This window comes from Enterococcus cecorum, assembly GCF_052119425.1.
In the GTDB taxonomy this organism is placed as follows: domain Bacteria; phylum Bacillota; class Bacilli; order Lactobacillales; family Enterococcaceae; genus Enterococcus_E; species Enterococcus_E cecorum_C.
This window is the reverse complement of the sequence record NZ_JBQKFH010000029.1, coordinates 1-23,861: the sequence shown is the minus strand read 5'-3', so window position 1 is coordinate 23,861 and position 23,861 is coordinate 1. Positions and strand designations below refer to the sequence as shown.

The 23,861-nt window shown below is 29.3% G+C and carries 20 protein-coding genes and 1 pseudogene; all 21 read left to right on the top strand.

Annotation, left to right across the window (positions count from 1 at the left end):
- The first annotated feature begins 56 nt into the window (after positions 1-56).
- The 21 genes and pseudogenes from ACTQZM_RS08305 (at position 57) to ACTQZM_RS08205 (ending at position 23,611) form a co-directional block, all read left to right on the top strand.
- A complete protein-coding gene (locus tag ACTQZM_RS08305; RefSeq protein WP_441653463.1) occupies positions 57-947 on the top strand; it encodes a CatB-related O-acetyltransferase in 891 nt (296 codons plus the stop codon).
- 340 nt (positions 948-1,287) lie between these two features.
- The gene (locus ACTQZM_RS08300; RefSeq protein WP_441653462.1) at positions 1,288-2,445 is read left to right on the top strand and encodes a hypothetical protein; all 1,158 of its coding nucleotides are present in this window, start codon (positions 1,288-1,290) and stop codon (positions 2,443-2,445) included.
- A gap of 16 nt (positions 2,446-2,461) precedes the next feature.
- Positions 2,462-4,705, top strand: coding sequence for a LicD family protein (locus ACTQZM_RS08295; RefSeq protein WP_441653461.1), 2,244 nt, complete (start codon positions 2,462-2,464; stop codon positions 4,703-4,705).
- Positions 4,705-5,139 carry an adenylyltransferase/cytidyltransferase family protein gene (locus ACTQZM_RS08290; RefSeq protein ID WP_441653460.1) on the top strand — a complete coding sequence of 145 codons (435 nt, stop codon included), beginning with the start codon at positions 4,705-4,707 and terminating at the stop codon, positions 5,137-5,139. The genes ACTQZM_RS08295 and ACTQZM_RS08290 overlap by 1 nt, the downstream gene beginning before the upstream one ends.
- Complete coding sequence (locus ACTQZM_RS08285) at positions 5,136-6,203, top strand: asparagine synthase-related protein (protein WP_441653459.1); 1,068 nt, start codon at positions 5,136-5,138, stop codon at positions 6,201-6,203. The genes ACTQZM_RS08290 and ACTQZM_RS08285 overlap by 4 nt, the downstream gene beginning before the upstream one ends.
- A gap of 14 nt (positions 6,204-6,217) precedes the next feature.
- On the top strand, positions 6,218-7,687 hold the full coding sequence (locus ACTQZM_RS08280) for an APC family permease (protein ID WP_441653458.1): 1,470 nt from the start codon (positions 6,218-6,220) through the stop codon (positions 7,685-7,687).
- A 22-nt stretch (positions 7,688-7,709) separates the two neighbouring features.
- Positions 7,710-9,518: a methyltransferase domain-containing protein gene (locus ACTQZM_RS08275; protein WP_441653457.1), complete on the top strand. Its 1,809-nt coding sequence runs from the start codon at positions 7,710-7,712 to the stop codon at positions 9,516-9,518.
- 15 nt (positions 9,519-9,533) lie between these two features.
- Entirely contained in the window at positions 9,534-10,658 is a 1,125-nt protein-coding gene (gene wecB, locus ACTQZM_RS08270; RefSeq protein WP_441653456.1) for a non-hydrolyzing UDP-N-acetylglucosamine 2-epimerase, read from the top strand.
- Complete coding sequence (locus ACTQZM_RS08265) at positions 10,640-11,773, top strand: glycosyltransferase (RefSeq protein WP_441653455.1); 1,134 nt, start codon at positions 10,640-10,642, stop codon at positions 11,771-11,773. Before wecB ends, ACTQZM_RS08265 begins: the two co-directional genes overlap by 19 nt.
- Positions 11,774-11,775: 2 nt before the next feature.
- Positions 11,776-12,972, top strand: coding sequence for a GT-D fold domain-containing glycosyltransferase (locus ACTQZM_RS08260; protein ID WP_441653454.1), 1,197 nt, complete (start codon positions 11,776-11,778; stop codon positions 12,970-12,972).
- Between the two features lie 19 nt (positions 12,973-12,991).
- The gene (locus ACTQZM_RS08255; protein ID WP_349276743.1) at positions 12,992-14,068 is read left to right on the top strand and encodes an FkbM family methyltransferase; all 1,077 of its coding nucleotides are present in this window, start codon (positions 12,992-12,994) and stop codon (positions 14,066-14,068) included.
- 293 nt (positions 14,069-14,361) lie between these two features.
- A pseudogene (locus tag ACTQZM_RS08250) lies at positions 14,362-14,523 on the top strand (rhamnan synthesis F family protein); the annotation flags it as partial.
- 180 nt (positions 14,524-14,703) lie between these two features.
- Positions 14,704-15,924, top strand: a complete 1,221-nt coding sequence (locus ACTQZM_RS08245) for a rhamnan synthesis F family protein (RefSeq protein ID WP_441653453.1) — start codon at positions 14,704-14,706, stop codon at positions 15,922-15,924.
- 151 nt (positions 15,925-16,075) lie between these two features.
- Positions 16,076-18,181 (top strand): hypothetical protein, encoded by a 2,106-nt coding sequence (locus ACTQZM_RS08240; RefSeq protein ID WP_441653452.1) that lies wholly within the window; start codon positions 16,076-16,078, stop codon positions 18,179-18,181.
- Between the two features lie 17 nt (positions 18,182-18,198).
- On the top strand, positions 18,199-19,290 hold the full coding sequence (locus tag ACTQZM_RS08235; RefSeq protein WP_441653451.1) for a DUF4422 domain-containing protein: 1,092 nt from the start codon (positions 18,199-18,201) through the stop codon (positions 19,288-19,290).
- Positions 19,291-19,306: 16 nt separating this feature from the next.
- Positions 19,307-19,501: a carbon storage regulator gene (locus tag ACTQZM_RS08230; RefSeq protein WP_349276736.1), complete on the top strand. Its 195-nt coding sequence runs from the start codon at positions 19,307-19,309 to the stop codon at positions 19,499-19,501.
- Positions 19,483-20,832: a hypothetical protein gene (locus tag ACTQZM_RS08225; protein WP_441653450.1), complete on the top strand. Its 1,350-nt coding sequence runs from the start codon at positions 19,483-19,485 to the stop codon at positions 20,830-20,832. The genes ACTQZM_RS08230 and ACTQZM_RS08225 overlap by 19 nt, the downstream gene beginning before the upstream one ends.
- Positions 20,833-20,857: 25 nt before the next feature.
- Positions 20,858-21,532 carry a ribulose-phosphate 3-epimerase gene (locus ACTQZM_RS08220; RefSeq protein WP_441653449.1) on the top strand — a complete coding sequence of 225 codons (675 nt, stop codon included), beginning with the start codon at positions 20,858-20,860 and terminating at the stop codon, positions 21,530-21,532.
- Positions 21,533-22,297 carry an IspD/TarI family cytidylyltransferase gene (locus ACTQZM_RS08215; RefSeq protein ID WP_441653448.1) on the top strand — a complete coding sequence of 255 codons (765 nt, stop codon included), beginning with the start codon at positions 21,533-21,535 and terminating at the stop codon, positions 22,295-22,297. It begins immediately after the preceding gene.
- The gene (locus ACTQZM_RS08210; RefSeq protein ID WP_349276728.1) at positions 22,269-23,345 is read left to right on the top strand and encodes a galactitol-1-phosphate 5-dehydrogenase; all 1,077 of its coding nucleotides are present in this window, start codon (positions 22,269-22,271) and stop codon (positions 23,343-23,345) included. The genes ACTQZM_RS08215 and ACTQZM_RS08210 overlap by 29 nt, the downstream gene beginning before the upstream one ends.
- Complete coding sequence (locus ACTQZM_RS08205) at positions 23,342-23,611, top strand: hypothetical protein (RefSeq protein WP_441653447.1); 270 nt, start codon at positions 23,342-23,344, stop codon at positions 23,609-23,611. Before ACTQZM_RS08210 ends, ACTQZM_RS08205 begins: the two co-directional genes overlap by 4 nt.
- The last annotated feature ends 250 nt before the right edge of the window (positions 23,612-23,861 follow it).

Sequence of the window (23,861 nt, the reverse complement as noted above, 5' to 3'; positions counted from 1 at the left end):
TTTTTTAGGACTCCGTGCATATTTTTGCAGGGAGTTTTTTTTATGGGGGGAATAGTATGTATACCAGTCTAACTCAAGAGATAAAGCTGTGTATTGAAAAACAATTGGAATTGAATAATCGAGAATTTATTCTCTTTCCATATGGAGAGATTGGAATGCAGGTGGAGGAAGTGCTTTATAAAGTATACGATATTCGGCCATTATGTATTTTGGAAAATAAGTTAAGTAAATACAACAAAAAAATAAAGCCTTTATCCGAATTAGAAAAATATAAAAATCAAAATGTTTATTTAATTTTATGCACTGCAAATTGGCATTTAAATAGGGTATTAAAATCTTCTGTTTTAGAGTATATACCTGAGAAAAATATCTATGAATTTGAAATTGCTAAAAGAAAGACAAAACAAGGAAAATATAGCTATGGTAGTTTATGTAATCACTGGCTTGTGGAGTCAGTAGGTTCTTTTTGTAGTTTTGCAGGGGGAGTTGATGTAGTTGAAAATCATGCAGTCTCTTATATCTCAACTCATCCATTTATTTACTACGATAAACCGAATAATGAATTACATGGTAATTATGAGGGATTTCAATCATTTCCGTGGTATTTTAGTGGAATTAAGCCTAAAGGGAAAGTACAGAAACTAAAAAGAATTAGAATTGGCAATGATGTATGGATTGGTGCAAATGCAATTATAACTAATGGCTCTAATATTGGTAATGGTGCAATTATAGCAGCCGGTTCAGTAGTCACAAAAGATGTACCAGATTATGCTATTGTTGGTGGAGTGCCTGCTAAAATAATTAGATATAGATATACAACAGAAGAAATAGCTGCTTTAAATCGAATAAGTTGGTGGGATTGGTCTGATGAAAAAATAAGGAATAATTATGATGATTTCTTCTTACCAATTGAATTGTTTATAAAAAAACATTCCAATAATCATTGAAAATATTTAGACTGTCTGCATTATATTTTATTGAGTTTTTTGAAAAAATGTATTGTACAAGATATCAAAACAATTTTTTAGTAAATGAAGTAATAGGTTTTCTTAGTATAAGTAATATTAAAAAAATGTGGCTATTATTACTCAATCTCAAAAGTTAGTAGAAGAATTACTAGATATATGGGAGCTAGTTGAAACTTAAAAAATAAGGGGAGTTACCGATAATAATAGTGTAAGGATACGCTTGATATGTGAAGGAGTCACAAAAGTAACTAAATAGTTATGAAAAATAAGAGACTCCACACATATTTTGTGTGGAGTTTTTTGATTGTGGAGGATAAAAATGTTGACAATGAATAATAAACATATTCCTATGTGGGGATTTGATTTTTGTATAGTGGACAATGATATTTGGTTTTTTCATGGTCTATTAAATGCATTGTTGAAATATGATATGAAAAAAGAAAAACTACAATATATTTGTTCTTTTCCTGAAGAGATTAATTACAGTAGAGGTTTGTATATTGGTATCACGTATTTTGAAGGTAATTTATTTTTAATTGCAGGGAAAGCTAAAAATCATGTTGTATACAATATTGGAGAAAAAAATTATGTATTGATTTCCAATGATACTACTATTGTATCGGATGATATTTTCGTTTATGAAAATTATCTTTATATGAAACCTGTTAAGGCAAAGGATCCTATATTAAGATTAAACATGCAAACAAAAAAAATAGATAAAAAAATAGATTTGAATGCTTTCTCTGTTAAAAAGTATACTGATGAATTTTTAAATGATTGGTGTTTTATTACTAAAAATAAAGTTGGCCTGCTTGTTTTAGGAAGAAATGAACTTATTATTTTTAATTTAGAAACAGCTGAAATATATATTCATGATTTAGGATATAGAGATCAGCATAGATTTACAACCTTACAAAAATTAGGTAATAAATTAGTTCTTTGTGAGTATGGCAAAGAAAAATTAATATGTATAGATATAGAAAATAATAATGAGGTTGAAATATGTGATATTGCTACTGGAAATGTAAGATTAGTAGGTGGCAATGATATAGATACTATTTTTATTGATAGAGCTAGAACTAAAAATTTATTTTTATATAATTACGAAAGACAAACTTTAAAGGAAGTTTCTTTTCCTGATGTAGAAGTTCATTTTCTTAATGATATTTACGAATACGGTTATGGCATATTAAAAAAATTTGATAATAATTATTACTATTTCAATAGATATCTAAATAGTTTTATTATTATGGACGAGTGTTTCTCTATAGTAAAACATTATGAAAATTTTTATCTTGATGAGAATGAAGAAAAAATTATAAAAGAAAAGTTATTAAATCAAGTTTATCCTATTATGCAGGAATTACACATGATGAATGTGAATAATCTTATTAAATCATCTAGTACAAAAGATTTTAATTATGTTCATTATTATAATATAGTTGGTAGAGATATCTATAAATATATAATAGAGTAGTTTTATGGAGGAAATTATGGAAAAAGTTATTCTATTTGGTGCGGGTGGATTCGGTCGAAAAGCTTTAGAGAAAATTGGTAAAGAAAATATTTATTGTTTTGCGGATAATATTACAGCATTTAATGAAGAAATTGAAGGAATAGAGATTGTTAACTTTGATAAATATAAAGAATTGTCGAATCAGTATTTAACAATTTTGTCAATTTCAAAAGTAAATGAATTCTCACTTATAAGTCAACTGTACAACCATCAAATTTATGATTTTTTATTGTTTGATGAAATCGATGAATGGTTAGCTAATCCACAAAAGATAGTAGACGAAAGAGAAGACTATCGCACAAAGCATTTATTATATTATGCACAATTAATTAATGTTACAAAAAATAAAATTGATTTACAAAAAAAATTTTTGGAAAATCATCTTTCGATTACAGAACTTAAATCAAGTACAGGATATTTAAGAAAGGTTCAAAGTGACTTAGTAAATTTTGCGAATCAGTTTTTTAAGAACTTTTCTTTTTTAAATATTAGTCCTTTTTTAGTTGGAGGAAATTTATTGGGGTGGGTAAGACATCAAGATTTTATTCCTTGGGATGATGATTTAGATTTTGGCTTAATTAGAAAGGAATATGCTCATCTGATTCAATACTTTAAAAATATAGGGCGTTGTTTTGAATATCAAAATGAGCAATTTCATGAAAAGGCTGGATTTGAATGGAAAAAAGAATTACTCAATGAATATCCTGATGAATATTTATTGCTAATTTATCCGGAACATATTCAGATTATGAAAGGAACTAATTTAATTAATGCTTTAAAAATTGATTTCTTTTGCTTTGATTTTTTTGTAGACGATTATGAATTTAATAGTTATATTGATTTATTAAAGGAAACAGAAAAATTATTTAATAATGTAAATAATGCAAAAGAAAAAATGACAATTATACAGCAAAGTTTAAAAAAACTAGACTCTGTAATTGTAGAAAAATCTTCTAATTTATATTTCTCTATGGATAATTGTGCAGCTTATACTAGAAAGAATCTAAAATGGATTCCTTATGATTATATTTATCCGTTAAAAACTATTAGTTACAATGGAAAAGCTTTTCTTATTCCTAATAAGGCTACTGATTATATTAAAATGGTATACGCAGACTACAATCAATTACCTGATGAATACGGTATTCCAACTCATTATTATCGATCAGAATATTTTCAAAAACATGATGTAACTGTAGAGTTTTATTTGATTGATGCTTTCGAAATAGCACATTTTGAACCAATCTACCATATTTTAAGAGAAAATGGTATTTATGCTATTTTTATTTTAGAAGATATAGACACCAATACGGTAGGAAAATGGTTTGATTACCATACAGCTAAGCAAATATTGGAAGAAAAAGAATTAGAATATAAAGAATTCTGTAATCCAAATGCTACATTTGCATTTACTACACAAGATAGCTATGTTCTCAGAAAATATATATCCTCTAAGAAAATAAATTTATCATATGGTGTTGCATTGAACAAAAATGCTTTTCCAACATCTAAACGAACTATGGATGGTTTCGATTATAAATTTGTACAAGGAAAATTTCACAAAGAAAAGTGTAGATCAAAAAAATTTATTGAGGAAGATAAAATTTTTATCGTAGGTTATCCAAAGCACTATCTTAACAAACCAAGATTTGACAAACAAAAATTAAGGAAAAAATATGGTATTCCACAAGATGCCACGATCATTTCGTATTTACCTACTTGGGATGAGGATACATCTATTCAAAAATTTAAAGAAAGCTTTTCTACGTTAAAAGATAAGTATTTTATTATTACTAAACCACATCATTGTACTTTTAGATTAGAATCTAAGCAAGATGATTTAGCTATTTTACAAGAAAATTCAACGATAGTTTTAGATGGTAATGCCTCATTGGAAGAAGCTGTAAATATTTCAGATATTAATATATGTGATGCAAAATCAGGATCGGCGATGGAATCAATTTTATTAGCAGCGGATACACCAACTATCTTTTTATATCCACATGATGATGTAAGTGAGCGTTTCGAAGAGATAATTAATGAGATAGCCATCGATGTAGTGACAGATAATCAAAGTTTAACTAATGTAATAAAGGATGCAATCATTGAAAATAAAAAGAATAAGCTAGAAGATATTGATTATTACTTTGATACGAAATTTACTAAAAATGACTTTATAAGATTATTTAATTCTCTAGTATTGGAAGTGAGAAAAAAATAATGGAAAAAAATTTAGTTATAGGTTATACAACTGGGGTTTTTGATTTATTTCATATAGGACATTTAAACTTATTAAAAAATGCTAAAGCAATGTGTGATAAATTAGTTGTAGGTGTGACTGTTGATGAATTAGTTTTGTATAAAGGTAAGAGAGCTGTTATTCCTTTTGAAGAGAGAATTGAAATTGTTAGAAGTATCAGATATGTTGATGCAGTTTTACCCCAATATGATATGGATAAATTAAGTGTATGCCAAAAAATAGGAGCTTCTATACTATTTGTAGGTGATGATTGGTATGGTAGCCCTAAATGGAAAAAATATGAAGAAGAATTCTTTAAAAATAATATAAAAATTATGTATTTTCCATACACCAAAGGTACTTCATCAACTTTGATTAATGAAACTCTATTAAAATTGCGAGGAGATAGTATATGAAAAAAAGAGTTATCGATAAAAATTTTTGTATGAGTTCATATCTAACTTTTAGATATATAGAAAATGAAAATATAGATTTTTATGAAAATGTATTTCATTCAGTAGATATTCCTTTTCCAGACGATAAGAAAATTATTGTGAATAATGCATTAGAGATTGCTGACGCATATAAAAAGGCTTTTGAATCAGTGAAGGATAGAAAATTAGGATTATTGTTGTCTGGAGGAATGGATTCAGCTTGTCTTGCAGCATTTTTACCAGCGGGAACTGATGCGTATACTTTTCGTTTTTTAGATAATGGCTTTACTAACCATGATATCACGAGAGCAGAAAAGTATGCTGAAAAATATCATCTTAATTTACATTATGTAGATATTAACTGGGATATTGTTGAAAAGAATTTACCCAAATTATTGCTTAAAAAGGGTGCACCTGTCCATTCAATTGAACCACAAATTATGGAGGCGGCATTACAAGCCAAAAAAGATGGTGTTGAAATGATGGTAGCTGCGGATGGTAGTGATTTAGTATTTGGTGGAATGGATAAAATGTTATCTAAAGATTGGAAGTATGATGAATGGAAGGAGTTTTATACTTTTTGTAATCCTGAAAAAGTACTGAAAAATCCAGTTTCTATGGAGTATGTATTTGAACGATATAAATTACCAAATAATGAAATTGATTATTTAAGATTCATAGATGAAATTTTTGCACATGAGTCCAGTGCTTCTTACTGCAATGCATTTATAACTGCAGAGATGAAGTATACACCATTTTTTGATCCATCTGGAATGGTTAAAATGGGTTCACCATTAGATTTGGATAGAATAAGAAGAGGAGAATCTAAATATTTAATTAGAGAACTATTTAAACTATGTTATCCAGAGTTTGATATTCCAGAAAAAATTCCTATGCCTAGACCTGTAGACATATATTTTGAAAAATGGTCAGGGCCAAAAAGAGAAGAATTTAAAAAGAATTTAGATATGTCTGAATTTACTGGTAATCAAAAGTGGCAAATATATTGTTTAGAGCAATTTTTAAATTTACATGAACCATTATAAGAGAGAATGATTTTATGGAAAAAAAAAATAATATAACTATGGTTAGGGCATTGGGCCTAACAGAATCAATTAGCATGACCGTTGGCACTGTAGTAGGAGTGGGATTATTTACTTGTGGTTCAGCACAAATCGGTATAGTAGGCAAGAATATCATTTGGTATACGTTGATAGCGTTTATCATCTCTATTTTTCCAGCAATTATTTATGGAGAATTAGCTACCATACTCCCATATTCTGGTGGGACTTATCAATATGCTAAATATGGTTTGAATAAATTTTGGGCAAACTTAGCTGGATGGCATTATATCATCTCTATTGTTGCTATTACATCTGGAGAAGCTTTAGCGTTTGCAAATTATTTTCAAATTTTATTGTCTCAATTTGGAATTCATTTGTTTTCAAATCAGACTCAACTTATAGCAATAGTATTGATTGTTATATTTTTAATTTTAAATATATTTGGTGTAAAAGTTTCCAGTAGGGCGCAAAATGCATTTATGTTCTTTTTTTGGGGGTGCTCTATTCTTTGGTTTATTTATATGATTCCTAATATCAATCTTAGTTACCTGCATGGAAACATAAATTCTAATAATCTTTCGCTAACAAATATGATATATATACTTGGTTTAGTATGGTGGTGCTATACAGGTTTTGAAACTTGTGTTTCTATGGGAGATGAAATTAAGTATCCTCAGATAACTATTCCTAGAGCATTAAAATTATCAATTGTTATAGTTTTTATTTGTAACGCATTATTTCAGTGGTTTTTATTGGGGATTGTTCCATCAAAATACTATCATAGTATTTCTATTGCGACTGCGCCATATGCAGAGGGATTACAACTTGCAGGTTTTATTGGGTTTCCTATTATACTTTTATGTGTTGGAATTGCTTTTGGCGGAGATTTATCAACTATCAATCCAGGTATAGCGGCTCCTGCAAGATATATTTATACAATGTCAAAAGATAATGTTTTTCCCCTATTTTTTTCAAAAATAGGGGAAAAAAGTAAGGTTCCATATAATGCTATTATTTTAATTGGTGTAATAAATATTTTTCTAATTCTTACAAATTCAATTATTTTTATAGCTTCTGTTTCGTTAGTTTCTTTAGCTATTTGTTACATTATCGGTTGTTGTTCCTATATTGGTATGAAAATAAAATATCCAAGCATTCGTGATATGTTTAAAATAAAATTAGGGTCTTTATATGCTGGAATTACAATTTTTATTTATTTATTTGTAATTTTATTTTCTGAAAAATCAGCTATTTTTACATCTTTGTTAATAACATTGTTATGCTTTGCTTTTTATTTTGTTTTGGATAAAAATAGATTGAAAACGAATAAATCTGAAATAGTTTCTGAATACAGAGAACAACCTAATGATGATGAAAAAATAGTTATGGATAGGCAGTATGCTATTTGGAAGCTATGTACAATTATTTTAGCAACTATATCAGTATTGTTATATGTTGTTTTTTGATTGGAAAGGGAGATTCAATTTTATGAACTATATTTTATTTGGTGCAGGTGACTGGGCAAAAAAATCTATTGCGATTCTTGGAAAAGAGAATATTTCATTTATTGTTGATAATAATTCAGACAAAGATGGAACGCAATTTGAGAATATTCCTGTTTATTATTATCAAAATATGAAACAGCAATTACTCGAAAAAAATATCATTATTTCTGTTTCACCTAAGTATCAAACTGAGATTAAGCAACAATTGGTTTCAGATGGAATAACTAAAGTGCAAACAATTACAGAGCTTGAATTTGAACATACTAAACAAAAAATTAGTCAACGTACCAATTATATTCAAATATATGAGAACGCAGTAAACTGGATTCAGCAAAATAGCATAAAAAATAAAGGGATTATCAATAATACAGATACCAAAGAGTCTTATCCGGAAGTCACGGGCTATTATATTCCTACTTTACTTAATTGGGGTTATAAAGATTTAGCTTTGCAGTATGCAAAGTGGTTATGTCAAATTCAAAAAGGAGATGGCTCTTGGTATGATACATTTGATGAGTCTCCATATATCTTTGATTCTGCGCAAATTTTAAAAGGATTAATCGCCGTTAGAACGATATATCCAAATCAATCAGAAATTGATCAATGCATTATCAATGGATGCGAGTGGATATTTAGTTGTATGACAGAAGAAGGACGTTTGGTTACCCCAGATGAAAGAGCTTGGGGAAATGAATCTCCACATTTAGAATTAATCCATTTATATTGTCTTTCTCCATTGTTAGAAGCAGGAAATCTATATGACAAAACGGAGTATCAAGTTAAAGTTAAACAGATTTTGACCTATTATAAAGAAAAATATTTAGATGAAATTTGTTCATTTAGTTTGCTTTCACATTTTTACGCATACGTTATAGAGGCGTTAGTGGATTTGGGTGAATTGGAGCTGGCAACAAAATGTATGAAAAATATGGCCAAATATCAAAAAGCTAATGGTGAGATTCCAGCTTATAGTAATGTTGATTGGGTTTGTTCTACAGGAATGTTCCAATTAGCTCTAGTTTGGTTTAAATTGGGCAATCTAGAATTAGGAACCAAAACGTTTAATTATGCTTGTAAACTTCAAAATGAATCTGGTGGGTGGTTTGGCAGCTATCCTTCTTTAACTAATCCGACTGAAGTTATAACTTATTTTCCAAAGAGTGAAATTAGTTGGGCAAATAAGTATTTTTTGGATGCGCTATATTATAAAAATCAGTGTTTATTTGAAAAACAAGCACATATGTTTATAGACAGTATTGATGAAGAAGATGGGCGTTATCAGATAGTAGAGAATACAATATTTGGTGAAACCTCAAAAAATAATAAAATATTGGATGTTGGCTGTGGTAAAGGAAGATATTTACGGAATTTGATAAAGAAATTTCCTGATAATCAATATTATGCAGTAGATTTGTCTACAAGAGTAATGTCTTATATGTCTGATTTAGCTGTTGAAATGCATCAAGGTGGCTTAACCAATATTCCATATCCAGATAATTTTTTTGACTATACTTATTGCTGTGAAGCCTTAGAACATGCGATTGATATCAAAAGTGCTATTGCTGAATTATCACGTGTAACTAAATCAGGCGGAAAAATAATTATTGTTGATAAAAATGTGGATAAATACGGCTTTTTCGAAATTGAAGAGTGGGAACAATGGTTTGATGAAAAGCAGTTAATTGACATATTATCGACTTGCTGTTCTGAGGTGTACGTGGAAAGAGAAATTAATTATGATGATACAAAAGCGAATGGATTATTCTATGCATGGATTGCTAATGTCAAGTAAGAGAGTGTGAATTGTATGAAGATAATGATTGTATTTGGTACTAGGCCTGAAGCCATTAAGATGTGTCCAGTAATAAATGCTTTAAAAACTCAACCTACATTGGAAATCATTGTTTGTTTAACTGGTCAACATAAAGAAATGTTATTACCAGTTATGCAAATTTTTGATTTGCAAGCAGATTATAATTTAGAAGTTATGCAACAAAATCAAACATTATCTAGTCTTACTGATAAATTATTAAATGGTTTAGATTCAATTTTTACTAAAGAAAAACCGGATTTGGTTTTGGTACATGGAGATACAACTTCAGCGTTTGTGGCTTCGTTAGTGGCTTTTTATCATCAAATTCCTGTTGGACATGTGGAAGCTGGTCTAAGAACATATGATTTATCTTCGCCTTATCCAGAAGAGTACAATCGGCAAGCAATAGATTTAGTTAGTCGATTATACTTTGCTCCAACTGTTTTGGCTAAAAAGCAGTTAATCAAGGAAGGAAAAAATGAAAAAAATATTTTCGTGACAGGTAATACCGTTATTGATGCACTAAAAACCACAGTTAAAAGCGATTATAAGCATTCATTAATTGATTGGTTAGGTAATAGTAAAGGTATTTTATTAACTACTCATCGTCGTGAGAATATCGGACAGCCGATGAAACAGATCTTTGCAGCTATTAAAAGGGTAGTTGAAACTCATCCAGATGTGAAAGTAGTTTATCCTATGCATAAAAATCCTAAAGTAAGAGAAATAGCTGCTGATGTATTTAATAATCATGAAAGAATTAAGTTAATCGAGCCTTTAGATGTAGTAGACTTTCATAATTTGATGAATAGCAGTTACTTTATTATGACAGATAGTGGGGGGATTCAAGAAGAAGCTCCTTCTTTAGGAAAACCTGTGTTAGTAATGCGTGATACTACAGAGAGGCCAGAAGGTGTCGCAGCTGGTACTCTTAAATTAGTAGGGACAGATGCAGAAACCATCTTTTTTGAAGCTGATCGATTATTGAAAGATGCTAACTATTATCAAAAAGTGAGTCAAATAAAGAATCCTTATGGAGATGGATTAGCTTCAAAACGAATTGTCAATACAATAAAAAAATATATGTTGGAGAATGAATTATGCCAAAAGTATCAATAGTATTACCAACTTATAATGGAGAAAAATATATTAGAGAATCTATAGAAAGTATCTTATCTCAGACACTTAATGATTGGGAACTAATTATTGTAAATGATTGTTCGACGGATGTTACGCCACACATTATTCAAGAATTTGCAGATAAAGATACAAGGATTCATATTATTCATAATGAAGTAAATCAGAAATTACCTAATTCTTTAAATATTGGTTTTCGCCAAGCTAGAGGTGAGTATTTAACTTGGACATCAGATGATAATTATTATTTACCGACAGCACTTGCAGAAATGGTCTATTTTCTAGAGCAAAATCCTGAATATCCGATGGTATGTGCGGAAATGGATATAATTGACCATCAAGGCAATTTCCTGAAAAAACATCCTAAGTATGATGCTGAAAAAATGTACTTTGACGACTATGTTGGAGCATGTTTTATGTATAAAAAAGAAGTATTAGATACAATTGGCGAATACAATACAGAATTATTTCTGGTTGAAGACTATGAATACTGGTTAAGAATCTTAGAATATTATGGTAAAATTGGCGTTTTAGAAAAGATACTTTATAAATATAGAACACATGGTGATAGTCTAACTTTAACAAGAACATCAAATATTATCCAAAAATTACTAGAATTAAGATTTACTAAAATTGACTTTATATTAAATAGTTTATATCATCGACCAGAATATTTAGTGGATGTCTTTTATCAATTTTATTTTTTGAAAAATATAGATATGAATTTATTAAAAAATAGATTTAAAAAATATGTTCCTTTAATTGCAAATGAGAGTAATGATTGGGATAGTCAAAAAAAATGGATCTTATATGGTGCTGGAAATTATGGACGTACGGTAGCTAAATTACTAGGAGATAAAGTAGCATATTTTGTGGATAATGATAGTACAAAATATGGGCAAACAATTGATGATGTAAAAATTATTTCAGTAGATGAATTTGAAAAAATTGCTGCAAATTATAATGTTTGTTTTAGTTTGTCCAGTCAATATATGTATGAAGTAATGAATAGATTCTCAAATCTTAAATTTGTTAATGTATATCAATTATGTGAATTTTTCTCAGAAGAAGGTATTGATTTATTAAAGAAGGTGTAATTTTGAAAAAAGCAATTTTTTGGGGAATGGGTAGGTATGCTGAATTTGTTTATAAGCAATTGAAAGAAGATATTGAAATTATTTGTGCGGTTGACTCAGATGAAAGTAAACAAAATAAATTTTGGATACATAATCTAAAAATTTGTAATCCATCTATATTAACTGAAGTTAGTTTTGACTTCGTTATTGTCTCACCACAAAACTATTTCTCAATAAAAAGACAAATTGAAGAATTGGGAATTTCAGTTGAAAAGATTGAATGTTTTTGGGAAGAAAAAAATCATAGATGTTTCATTCCAAGAACCGATCAACTAAAAAATGAAGTAGTATTAAATGAAAAATATCGTGCTCGTCTAGATAGCTTACCTTATGAATTGGGAGTGAAATCATCCCCAGAAATACAGTCTTCTGAAAAATTATTGGAATTGATATTTAGTGAAAGAAAATCGTTATGTCGTTTTGGTGATGGTGAGTTTAGTATGATTTTTAATCAGAATCGTCCGTGGTTTCAAACCAAAAATGAAAATTTAGGAAAAAGACTACTTGAGGTGTTTAAATCTGATTATAAAAAAATACTTACTGCTGTAGCTCAAAATTTTAAAAATTTTGAGTTTTTAAAAGAATCAACGGCAGATGATATCAGATTATATATGGAAGGAGAAACTAGAAAACAAATTATTAAACTATTTGATAAGGATAAAGAATATTTTAATGCTTATGTTTCTCGTCCATACATTATTTACAAAAATTCTTTAAATGCTCAAAAAATTTTTGCATTATGGCAAAAAATTTTTTATAAGCGCAATATAGTGCTTGTTGAAGGAGCAAATGGAAGATTTGGGATAGGTAATAATCTTTTGGATATGTGTAGGAGTGTGAAAAGAATTAGTTGTCCTCCGAAAAATTCTTGGGAGAAATATGAAGAAATCAAAAAATGTGTTGAAAATATTGCACAACCAAATGATTTGATTTGCATTTCTTTAGGCCCAACAGCCACTGTTTTAGCGTATGATTTAGCTGTTTTAGGTTATCAAGCAATAGATATTGGTCAATTAGATAATGAGTATGATTGGTATTTAATGAACGCAAAAAATAGATGCCCAATCCCAGGAAAATTTGTTGCGGAAATAACTGAACCGTTTATACCAAATGAAGAGTTTGAGAATATATTCCGTCATCAACTAGTTACTAAAATTTAATTTTTATTAGGAGATTATTATGAAAGTATTATTGTGGGGAACTGGAAAAATAGCTAATGAAGTATTAGATAATTGTTTAACACTTGGTAAATATGAAATTGTTGGTGTGATTGACAATAATAAAAATAAAAAAATGTTTAGAGAGTATCCTGTTTATAATCCAGAAAGTATAAAAAAGTTGAAATTTGATAAGATTGTGATTTTAACAGATTACTTTGAAGAAATCAAAAAACAAATTGATGAAAATTTTCCGGAGTTATCTTCTATAATCGAAAATAAAAATTTTTTTTATAAAGAAAGTTTACTTCAGAGATATAGTGATGTTGAAAATATAGAATTAAAAAAAGTTGTTGATTATATAAAACAAAATGGTTTGGATATATTTAATTATGACTTTGTCCAAAAATACAAGCAATTATCTATAGAAGTATTTTTTGATGAAACAGAACAGTTGTATTTTGTTTATCATTTTGGAAAGAAGTTGTATTTTTCTAGAAAATTAAATTCAGTAGAAAAAGTAAGAAAGTATTATTCTTTTTTATTAATGGAACAAGATAAAGAGAGCCCACATAGATATTTAAGTCAAACATTTAATGTTAATGATGGAGATGTTGTTGTTGATGTGGGGGTTGCCGAAGGAAATTTTTCTTTAGAAGTGATTGATAAGGCTTCAAAAATATATTTAATCGAAACAGATAAGGATTGGATAGATGCGTTAAAGGTTACTTTTAGACCATATATGCATAAAGTTATAATTATCAATAAATATATTACATCATATAATGAAGATCTATATGCCACTTTAGACCAGTTGATTAGAGAACCTGTGAACTTTATAAAAATGGATATTGAAGGAAATGAATGGGATGCATTAAAAGGTTCGCAAGATTTACTTAATTTATCTAGAAAAAAACTAAAAATGTGTATTTGTACTTATCATAGTGATTTTGATTCTGTACTGATAGAAGATTTTTTGAAAAAAATGCATCTTACCTATTCATATACCAACGGATATATGTGGTTTCCATTTAAAATAAGGCAAACTTATGTTTCAACCTCATTAAATCCAGCTGTTATTAGAGTTGATAATATATAGTAAACTTGCCAATTAATGTTGTATCAGGAATGAGGGGATTTTTTGCAAAACTTTGCTAATACTAATATATATATTTTTGATAAGAAAACAGAGTGCTACATACAAAATTATGGTAAAGTTGCAGTGTTTGTGAATCTATATTATTTTGATTCACTGGATTACTATTGTCAATTTTTAAATAATATTCCTGTTGATATTCCTATATATATATAGTTCCCAAGAGAGCGTACTAATTGAAACTAAAAAAAATTAGACAGAAGTAATTGCTATTTTGAGAAAAAAATAATCGTGGCAGAGATATTAGTACGTTATTAGTAAGTGCTAAAAATGAAATTTTAAAATATGATTATTTTTGTTTTATTCATGATAAAAAAGCGAATGCTAAACATTTAGAAGAAGATGTTGCTTTTTGGATTGAGAATTTATGGGAAAATACTTTAGCGAGTGCCAATTAGATCTTGAAGAAGGTTATAAAGTTTATAAGAAGTATTTTTCAGCACAGAGATTTTTAGAAAATATTGCTTATTTTAACTTATAATATTTATCTTAAAATTAATTTACTGAGAGTAATTTGATTAACAATTTTATTAGAAATAGTTTTTCTATGATTACTAATTAACGGCGAAGGAGAATGTATGAGTCCTTACGAAATAAGAAAAAAAGAAAGATTATTGCATATTTTAGATGTAAAATCTACCGATAAATTAGATGTTTGTTATAAAAAAATAGGGATATTTGTTTATTTATATTATGAAAATGATGTAAATAAATATATTTTATATTTAAATCAGATTGATGAAGAGGTTAAGATACATATTTTTTCATCGAAACAATCTGTTTTGGATAGAGTACAAACATATATAAATAGAAAAAATTATGAAGTGATATTGAAACCTAATAGAGGAAGAGATATTTCTGCTTTGTTAATAGCTGCTCGACCGTATATACAAAAATATCAATATATTTGTTTTATTCATGATAAATCTGCCAATGGAAAACATTTGATTGCAGATACAAATTTTTGGATTGAAAACTTGTGGGAAAATACGTTATTGAATCAAAATTATATTAATCAAGTAATCAAGCTTTTTCAAAAAAATAAAGCTTTAGGATTGCTTTTTCCTCCTGAACCTTATGGTGAGTTTCTTTCACATTGGTATGGAGATACATGGTTTAATAATTTTCATTTAACTAAAAAGTTATCACAGCAATTGAATTTAAATGCAGATATCTCTACAAAGTATCCGATTTTCACTTTGGGTACTGTTTTTTGGGCGCGAGTAAAGTGTTTAGATAAACTATTTAATTATCCATGGCAATACGAGAATTTTGATCAGGAGCCACTAGCAATTGACGGAACACTAAGTCATGCTATAGAAAGAATTCTACCATATGTTGCACAAGATAGTGGTTATTATTCAGGGACAATTATGAATAATAATTATGCGGAAAAATTGTTACTAATTGTTCAAGAAGATATGAGATATATGTTTAATCGAAGTGTAGCTAATGAACATATTGTTAACTTATCACAAATAAAAAATTTGGATAATTGGAGAAGTCGATTAATTGGATATACGGATGTATATCAAAAAATATACATTTATGGTGCGGGGACTTATGGGAAAATGACTGCTAAAATAATTCAAGATCAAAAAGTCATAGTATCAGGTTTTATCGTATCTGATGGACATAAAGATAGTCAATCCGTTTATGGTATACCAGTATATGAATTGAGTGAAATAGAAGATATCAATAAAAAAGGAATCATTGTAGCTATTAGCTATGAAAATCGCGAGGAAATCCATCAAATTTTAGAAAGTAGGGGGGTTTTCCACTATTTAGATGGAATTTAGCTTTTGATATTAATTTTTCTATAGTTTTGTCGATTATATTTATATATAGTAATTAAATTAGTGTGAAGGAGTCACCGATAAATACATTTTTGTAGGGAAATACTAACTTCACTTTTATTAGTTGAGGCTAGTATTTTTTATTGGGAAAATTATGAGTGAAATAGAAAATTATATTTATCAGCAATTTAAGAATCATTTTTGTACAAAGTCGGATTATCAGATAGTTATTTACGGTATTGGGGAACAAACTAAATTATTATTAGAAAAAATTCAATCAAGTACGAGTAATATAGTAGGTCTAATGGATCAACAAAAAACAGGCGAAGTACTATGGGGGTATAAGGTACTATCCTATGAGGAAGTCAGTCAATTACCTAATCCCATAATCATTATTCTTGCTAGAAATTCAGTAGTTAATATTATCTATCGTAGAATTGAACAATTTGCCAAAGAAAACCAGATTCCAGTTTTTAATATAGAAGGAAAAAGATTAGATCAAAACGATTTTGTATTACAACATCATAGCTGTTTTTCTCTAAAAAAAGCAGAGTTGATGGAAAAAATTATCCAAGCGAAAGCGATTAGCTTTGATGTTTTTGATACGTTAATTACCCGTAAAGTTCTCAGACCGACAGATATTTTTGAAATTATGCAGAAAAAATATAATCTACCAAATGATTTTGCCCAAATTCGCCACCAATTAGAAGTCAGCATTGTAGATTATCAACCAACAATTGAACAAATTTATCAACTGATTCAACAGCATTATCATCTGACAGCTAAACAAGCTGCTCAATGGTTGAATTGTGAAATTGAAGTGGAGAAGCAATATCTTATTCGTCGAGAGACTATGTGTCAAATTTTAAATGAATGTATTTCTTTAGGTAAAGATGTTTATCTTATTTCTGATATGTATCTACCTAAAAATATTTTATCTGATATATTGCATGCTTTGTCTATTGATTCATATAAAGATTTGTTGGTTTCCTGTGACTATAATAAAAAAAAAGCTACAGGATTGTTTGATGAATATTTACTTGCAAATAATCTTTTGCCAAGTGATTGTTTACATATTGGAGATGATTTTTATGCAGATATTCAAGCTGCGAAGCATTTGGAAATAGATAGTTATCAAATTTATAAACCGATTGAGATGCTAGAATATAGTTGCTACTCATTTTTATTAGAAAAAGCCAAAAGTCTAGAAGAAAAAATTGTTCTTGCTAATTTTGCTGTAAATGCCTACAATAATCCTTTTGATAAATATGGGCAATACGGAAAGCTATACATTCGTAATACGCAAGAGTTAGTGCAGTTAATTTTAGCACCAATAATTTTTAAATATAATCTTTGGTTAATACAAACAAGTATTCAAAAAAATTTATCTCAGATTATTTTTCCTTCTAGAGATGGCTATCTATTAAAACAAATTTATGAAGAAAGTCAGCATATATTTAATCAGTTAACTATACCTAAAGCGCACTATTTTTATACATCTAGAAGATCGGCGATGATAGCAGCAACCGAAAATAAAATAGATTTTAATCGTATTTTTGATTTTCCAGATGATCGACCATTTCATAAAATGATAGCTGCTCGTTTTGGGGTAGTATTTGATGAAGAAACGAATCGAGAAAACTTAACTGCTAGTGACTATCAACAATTACTAGTTGCTTGTCAAAAAGAACGACAAAACTATTTAAAATATGCCGAATCATTTGCGGCTATTTTACAACAATCAGTGGGATTAGTTGATTTGGTAGCAATGGGCAGTGTTCAGTATTCATTAGAACGATTATTGTCTACTGAATTTGAAGGTCTATATTTTTTAAAACGAAAACCAACAGTTGATTATTTAAATAATCTTCAGATTTCTTCTATGTGTGTAAGCCAATCGGATTATTTAACCAATGTGAATATTTATAACTACTATTATTTCTTGGAGAATATTATTACTTCATTTGAACCAACTGTTTTAAATTTTGATAATCAAGGCCAGCCCGTGTTTGCTATGGAAAATAGAAGTCAACAACAACTTCAAGTACTTAAAGAGTGTCATGATGAAATTCGTAATTACTGCCTAACGATGAATCAACTTTGTTGGCAGCCATTAGAATGGCAAGCTGAAATAACAATCTATGATTTGTTATTAGGACTATTTTCTAAAGAGTATACAATAATAGAGAATTTGGATGTTTTATCAATAGAGAATTTGGATGAATTTATGGGGAAAATTATTTGTGAAGTAAACAGATAGAAAGTGGGGAAGTTTATTTGCAAAAAGTTATGATTTATGGGGCGCAAGGAACAGCGCTTGCAGTATATAAAGCTATGGTTAAAGGGAAGTTACCTATTGAATTTTTGGGCTTTTTAGTTACTAGTTTGGAAGAAAATCCAAGTTTGCTAAAAAATTTTCCTGTTTATGAACTTGAATCCTATGCTAGTAAACTTTCTACTTTGGACAAAGAGTTACTACAAATATGGATTGCGACACCAGATTTTGTGATGAATCAAATAGAAAATGAGTTATATAAGTTTAATCTACAAAATATTAAACGAATCGATTCTATTACACTAGCAAAATTACAAGAAAATATGTTTGCTAATGATCAATATTTATTGCCATTAACTGAATATGAAATTAAATCTATTAATACTGAAAGTTATTTACAAATCTTTCAAACTAAATTTTATCGGGATCAAAGATTAAAAAATAATTATCCTAGTTATGATTATTTATATCCTTTGCAAGTAGGTGCTAGTTTAACAACTGAAAGAGTAACAACTCTTGTAGATTGTTTTGGAGAACATATTTCACATAAAAACGGGGATTACTGTGAATTAACTGGTTTGTATTGGATTTGGCAGAATGTTGTGTTAAAAGATAGGAATTTTCAAAAAAAATATTACGGATTGAATCATTATCGACGTATTTTTGAATTAACTTCAGATGATATTGAAAAAATATTTTCCAATAATATAGATGTAATACTACCTTTTCCATTATCTTATGAACCGAATATGGAGATTCATCATCAGCGATACCTCAATAATTTTGAGTGGCAAGCAACTTTACAAGCTTTAAATGAGTTTTATCCAAATGAAATGAGTAATTATCAGTTGATATTAAATCAAGAATATATATTCAATTATAATATATTCATCGCTAGAGGCGATATTTTTGATGAATATTGTTCGTGGTTGTTTCCACTTTTAAGCCGGATAGAAGAATTGATTAATCCAGATGGAACTAGATTAGCTAATCGATATATTGGATATATTGCTGAAAGTTTAGAAACAATTTATTTTTTAAGTAAGAAGGAAAAATTAAAAATTGCTTGTAAGGGATGTAGGTTATTAACATAAAAAGTGAGGGAAAAATATGTTACGATTAGTATTAAAAAAAGATGAACAGCTAAAAATTGGCGAAGATATAACTATTAAATCAATGAATGATGGTAGAGTTAACTTAGCAATTGACGCTCCAAAAGAACTAAAAATTGAACGACTGAAGCCAGAAAATAAATCGATAGCACCGTCTGAAAGTAGGAATACATCATGCGATATTTTCGAGTAAAGCAAATTCATAAAAATTTTGAACTATTAACACAAGTACACCAGCTTATCATTACTTGTTTGGAAAATAAGCAATATAATCAAGTCGTAGAGGCTTTGGAAAGTAGCCTATTAACTATGCAAGAAATCAAACAAACCCTTCTTTTAGAAAAAAGTCTAGTAACACAAACTATTGAAACTATAGAAGGTTATTTGCAACTAATTTCGGCTATTTATGCTGCGATGACAATGAATAAACCATTAAACATTAATGAAATTGGTCGCAAATTAAATGAATGTTTACATAAGGTAGTGACATCTTTTGATAGGAAAGTTGATGTTGAAAAGAAAAAAATTGTTTTTATGCCCTATAAAGCGGCAATGTGGGATTCAATGGCTAGTGTATGGCAAGCGGCGATGGCAGATAATGATGCACAAGTTAGCGTAGTCCCAATTCCTTATTATGATAGGTGTGCAGATGGCAGTTTAGGGAAATTCCATGACGAGCGAAATCTGTTTCCTAAAGAAGTATCAACTATCGCGTATGATACATTTGAATTAGCAAGTGAATATCCCGATATAATTATTGTGCACAATCCTTATGATGAATATAACCATGTTACAAGCGTAGCACCTGATTTTTATACTTCAATATTAAAAAACTATACAGCAAAATTAGTCTATATTCCGTATTTTGTACTTGATGAGGCTGAGATTTCCATAGAATCTATTCGACATTTTGCTAATACACCAGCCGTATTGAATGCGCATCAAGTCATCTTACAATCTGAAAAAATGAAGGAATTATATGTTCAAGCATTGGTTGAAGAGTATGGAGATGCTACTAGACCAGAATGGCAAGGAAAAATTTTAGGGATAGGTTCTCCTAAATTAGATGCTACTAACTTGCAAACAGCAAATATCGACTTACTGCCAGAATCTTGGAAACAAAAATTGTATAAAGCAGATGGTTCTAGAAAAAAAGTAATTTTTTATAATACTAGTATTGGTGCTTTTTTAGAGAATAGTCAGGCGATGCTATTAAAAATATTAGATGTTTTTCAAGTATTCAAGGCACAACAAGAGGAGACTGTTTTATTATGGCGTCCACATCCTTTAATGTTATCAACGATTCAATCGATGCGACCAGAATTAACTGCAATCTATCAACAATTGGTTCAGCAATATTTAAAAGATGATTTTGGTATTTATGATGATACTCCAGATTTGCATCAATCTTTGGCTTTAGCGGATGCTTATTATGGAGATCATAGTAGCCTAGTGAAATTATGTAAAGAAGCTAATATTCCTGTGATGATACAAAATGTCAATGTATTAACCAACTTATCATAAAGTATATATAAAACGGGGGAGAATAATGAATTTTGAATTAAATGCATCAATGATGTGTGCTAATTATGCCAATTTAGAAAAAGAAGTAAGAGATTTAGAGAATGGTGGGATTGATTCATTTCATATTGATATAATGGATGGACGCTATGTACCCAATTTTGCTATGTCATTAAATGATATGAAATATATCGCTTCTGCTACAAAGAAACCTTTGGACGTACATTTAATGATTGAACACCCAAATAACATGATTGAGATGTTTTTAACTCATCTACGTAAAGGAGATACGGTTTATATTCATCCAGAAGCAGAATATCATCCTTCAACGACTTTACAGAAAATTATTGATGCGGGAATGATTCCAGGCATTGCAATTAATCCAGGAACAAGTGTAGAATATGTCCTTGAAATGCTACATATTGTAGATAAAGTTATGGTAATGTCTGTTAATCCTGGAAATGCTGGACAAATGTATTTGCCTTATGTAGGAAATAAAATTGCGAAATTAATCAAATTAAAGGAAGAAATGAACTTTAAGTTGTATTGGGATGGTGCATGTTCAATGGATAAGATAAGAACTTATGCTCCTCAAGGATTTGATGGCTTTATTTTAGGAACAACTATTTTATTTGGGAAAAATCGTCCTTACGAAGAAATATTAAAAGAAGTTAAAAATCTAGCATTTATAGAAGGTGAGTAAATGATTACAGCAATATTACTTGCTGGAGGGATAGGTAGCCGTTTGGGGCAAGATATTCCCAAGCAATATATTAAGGTGGCTCAGCGTACAATATTTTCCTATAGTCTAGAGACTTTATCAAAGAGTGATAAGATTGATGCAATTTGGATTGTGGCAGATAAAACATGGCATTATTTGATTCAAAAAGATATCCGAAAATATGATATTAAACATAAAGTAAAAGGATTTTCACAACCAGGTGTTAACAGACAATTATCTATTTATCAGGCTATGATTGATTTGAAGACAAAGGCGAAGAATGATGATTTTGTTTTTATTCATGATGCAGTAAGGCCATTATTAACATTAAAAGATATTCAGGAATATGTACTGGCTATTGAGGAGTATGATGGGGTTGTACCAGTTTTGCCAATGAAAGATACTGTTTATTTGAGCTTAGATGGAAAAACCTTAACTTCAAGATTAAATCGCTCACAAGTCGTTGCGGGACAGGCTCCAGAAATTTTTGCCTTTCAAAAATATCTTGATGCAATAGAGGATTTGATTCATTGGATCAACACTTCAGACGGTCAGGTAATTTCATTAGAATCAGAGATATTTAAAATTAATGGTTCAGCTGAGCCGGCAGTGATGGCACAAATGAACTTACGAATCGTTGAAGGAAATGAAGAAAATTTTAAAATTACAACACCAATGGATTTAGATCGATTTATCGAAATCATGGAAGGAAATCAATATGAAAGCTTGGGTTTTAGAAGATATTAATCAATTTATTTTTAAAGATAACTATCCAATGCCAAAAATTAAAGAGGATGAGGTATTAGTCAAGGTTATGGCAACAGGAATATGTGGCTCGGATATTCAGCGGGTCTATGTTACTGGTGCTCATAAACATCCCCTGATCATTGGACATGAATTTGCTGGAAAAGTGATAGCGGTAGGAAAGAATGTTGATCCTTCTTGGTTAGAACAAAAAGTAGGGATATTTCCATTACTACCTTGTAAAAGATGTTCTTCATGTCAACATAAACAATATGAATTATGTCAGAATTACAATTATCTAGGTTCAAGAACCAATGGTGGTTTTGCAGAGTATGTAGCTGTACCGGTATGGAATTTGTTAAGACTCCCTGAACAAGTTACTTATGAGCAAGCAGCTATGTTAGAACCTATGTCTGTGGCTGTTCATGCAATGCGTCGAATATCTATTAATAAAAGAGATCATATAGTTGTTTGTGGTTTGGGCACTATAGGTTTATTATTGGTGATGTTTTTATTAGAAGCAGGATTTCAGAATGTTTTGGTAATAGGAAACAAGGATATCCAAAAAGAAAAAGCTATTGAATTAGGGGTTTTTCCAGAAAACTACTGTGATAGTCGAACTGAAGAAGTGAAGACTTGGATTTTAAAACAAACTAATCAAAATGGCTGTAATGTTTTTTTTGAATGTGTCGGTAAAAATGAAACGATTAATCAAGCGATAGATAGCATGGCGATGGAGGGAAAAATTTGTTTTGTTGGTAATCCCTATACGGATGTTATCTTGGATAAACAAGTGTATTGGAAAATTTTACGAAGACAATTGAATTTAACTGGCACTTGGAATTCAACTTTTTTTGGTGAAGTAGATCCAAATCGTCAGAATGATGATTGGCATTATGTGTTGTCTAAATTAAAACAAAGGACTATTTTTCCAGAAAAAATAATCACACATAGATATGATATTTTTAATGTTCAGTTGGGATTTGAAATAATGTATAACAAGATAGAAGATTATATCAAATTAATGATGATATCGGGAGAATTTAAATGAAAAAATTTGCATTGACTACTTTTTGTTCTTGTATCAATGAAAAGGGAATATGGTTTATACATAGTTACCTTCCATTACTAATGTTTTTTGATTTTTCCAAACAAGAAATTACTGTTTGTAAAGTAATACCTGATTGTGGCACTTATAAATTGGCTGCTTTTTGTGGTATTTGTGAAACAAAAGAAAAGGTTTTTCTAGTTCCTAACAATGCTTCTATAATAAGTATTTTTGATAAAACATTCCAAAGTTTTGTAAGCGCCCAATAACGAGGTATATTGAAAATCTCGGCTCTTTGTCAAGTAGTGTTGTTGGCAATTAAGTCAATTAGAGAGAAAGTTATTTTATGAATGCTTTCTCTCTTTTTTTATTTTCTTTCTTCAATCGATGCTTATGTACTAACAGGTGGGTAAGCGTCCAATAACAAGGTGTATCGCATCTATCTAGTCCTCCAGTTATACTGTATTCAAACAGAAGATTGGAGGTTTTTTATGATGAAACAACCCATTGTCCCTCTAG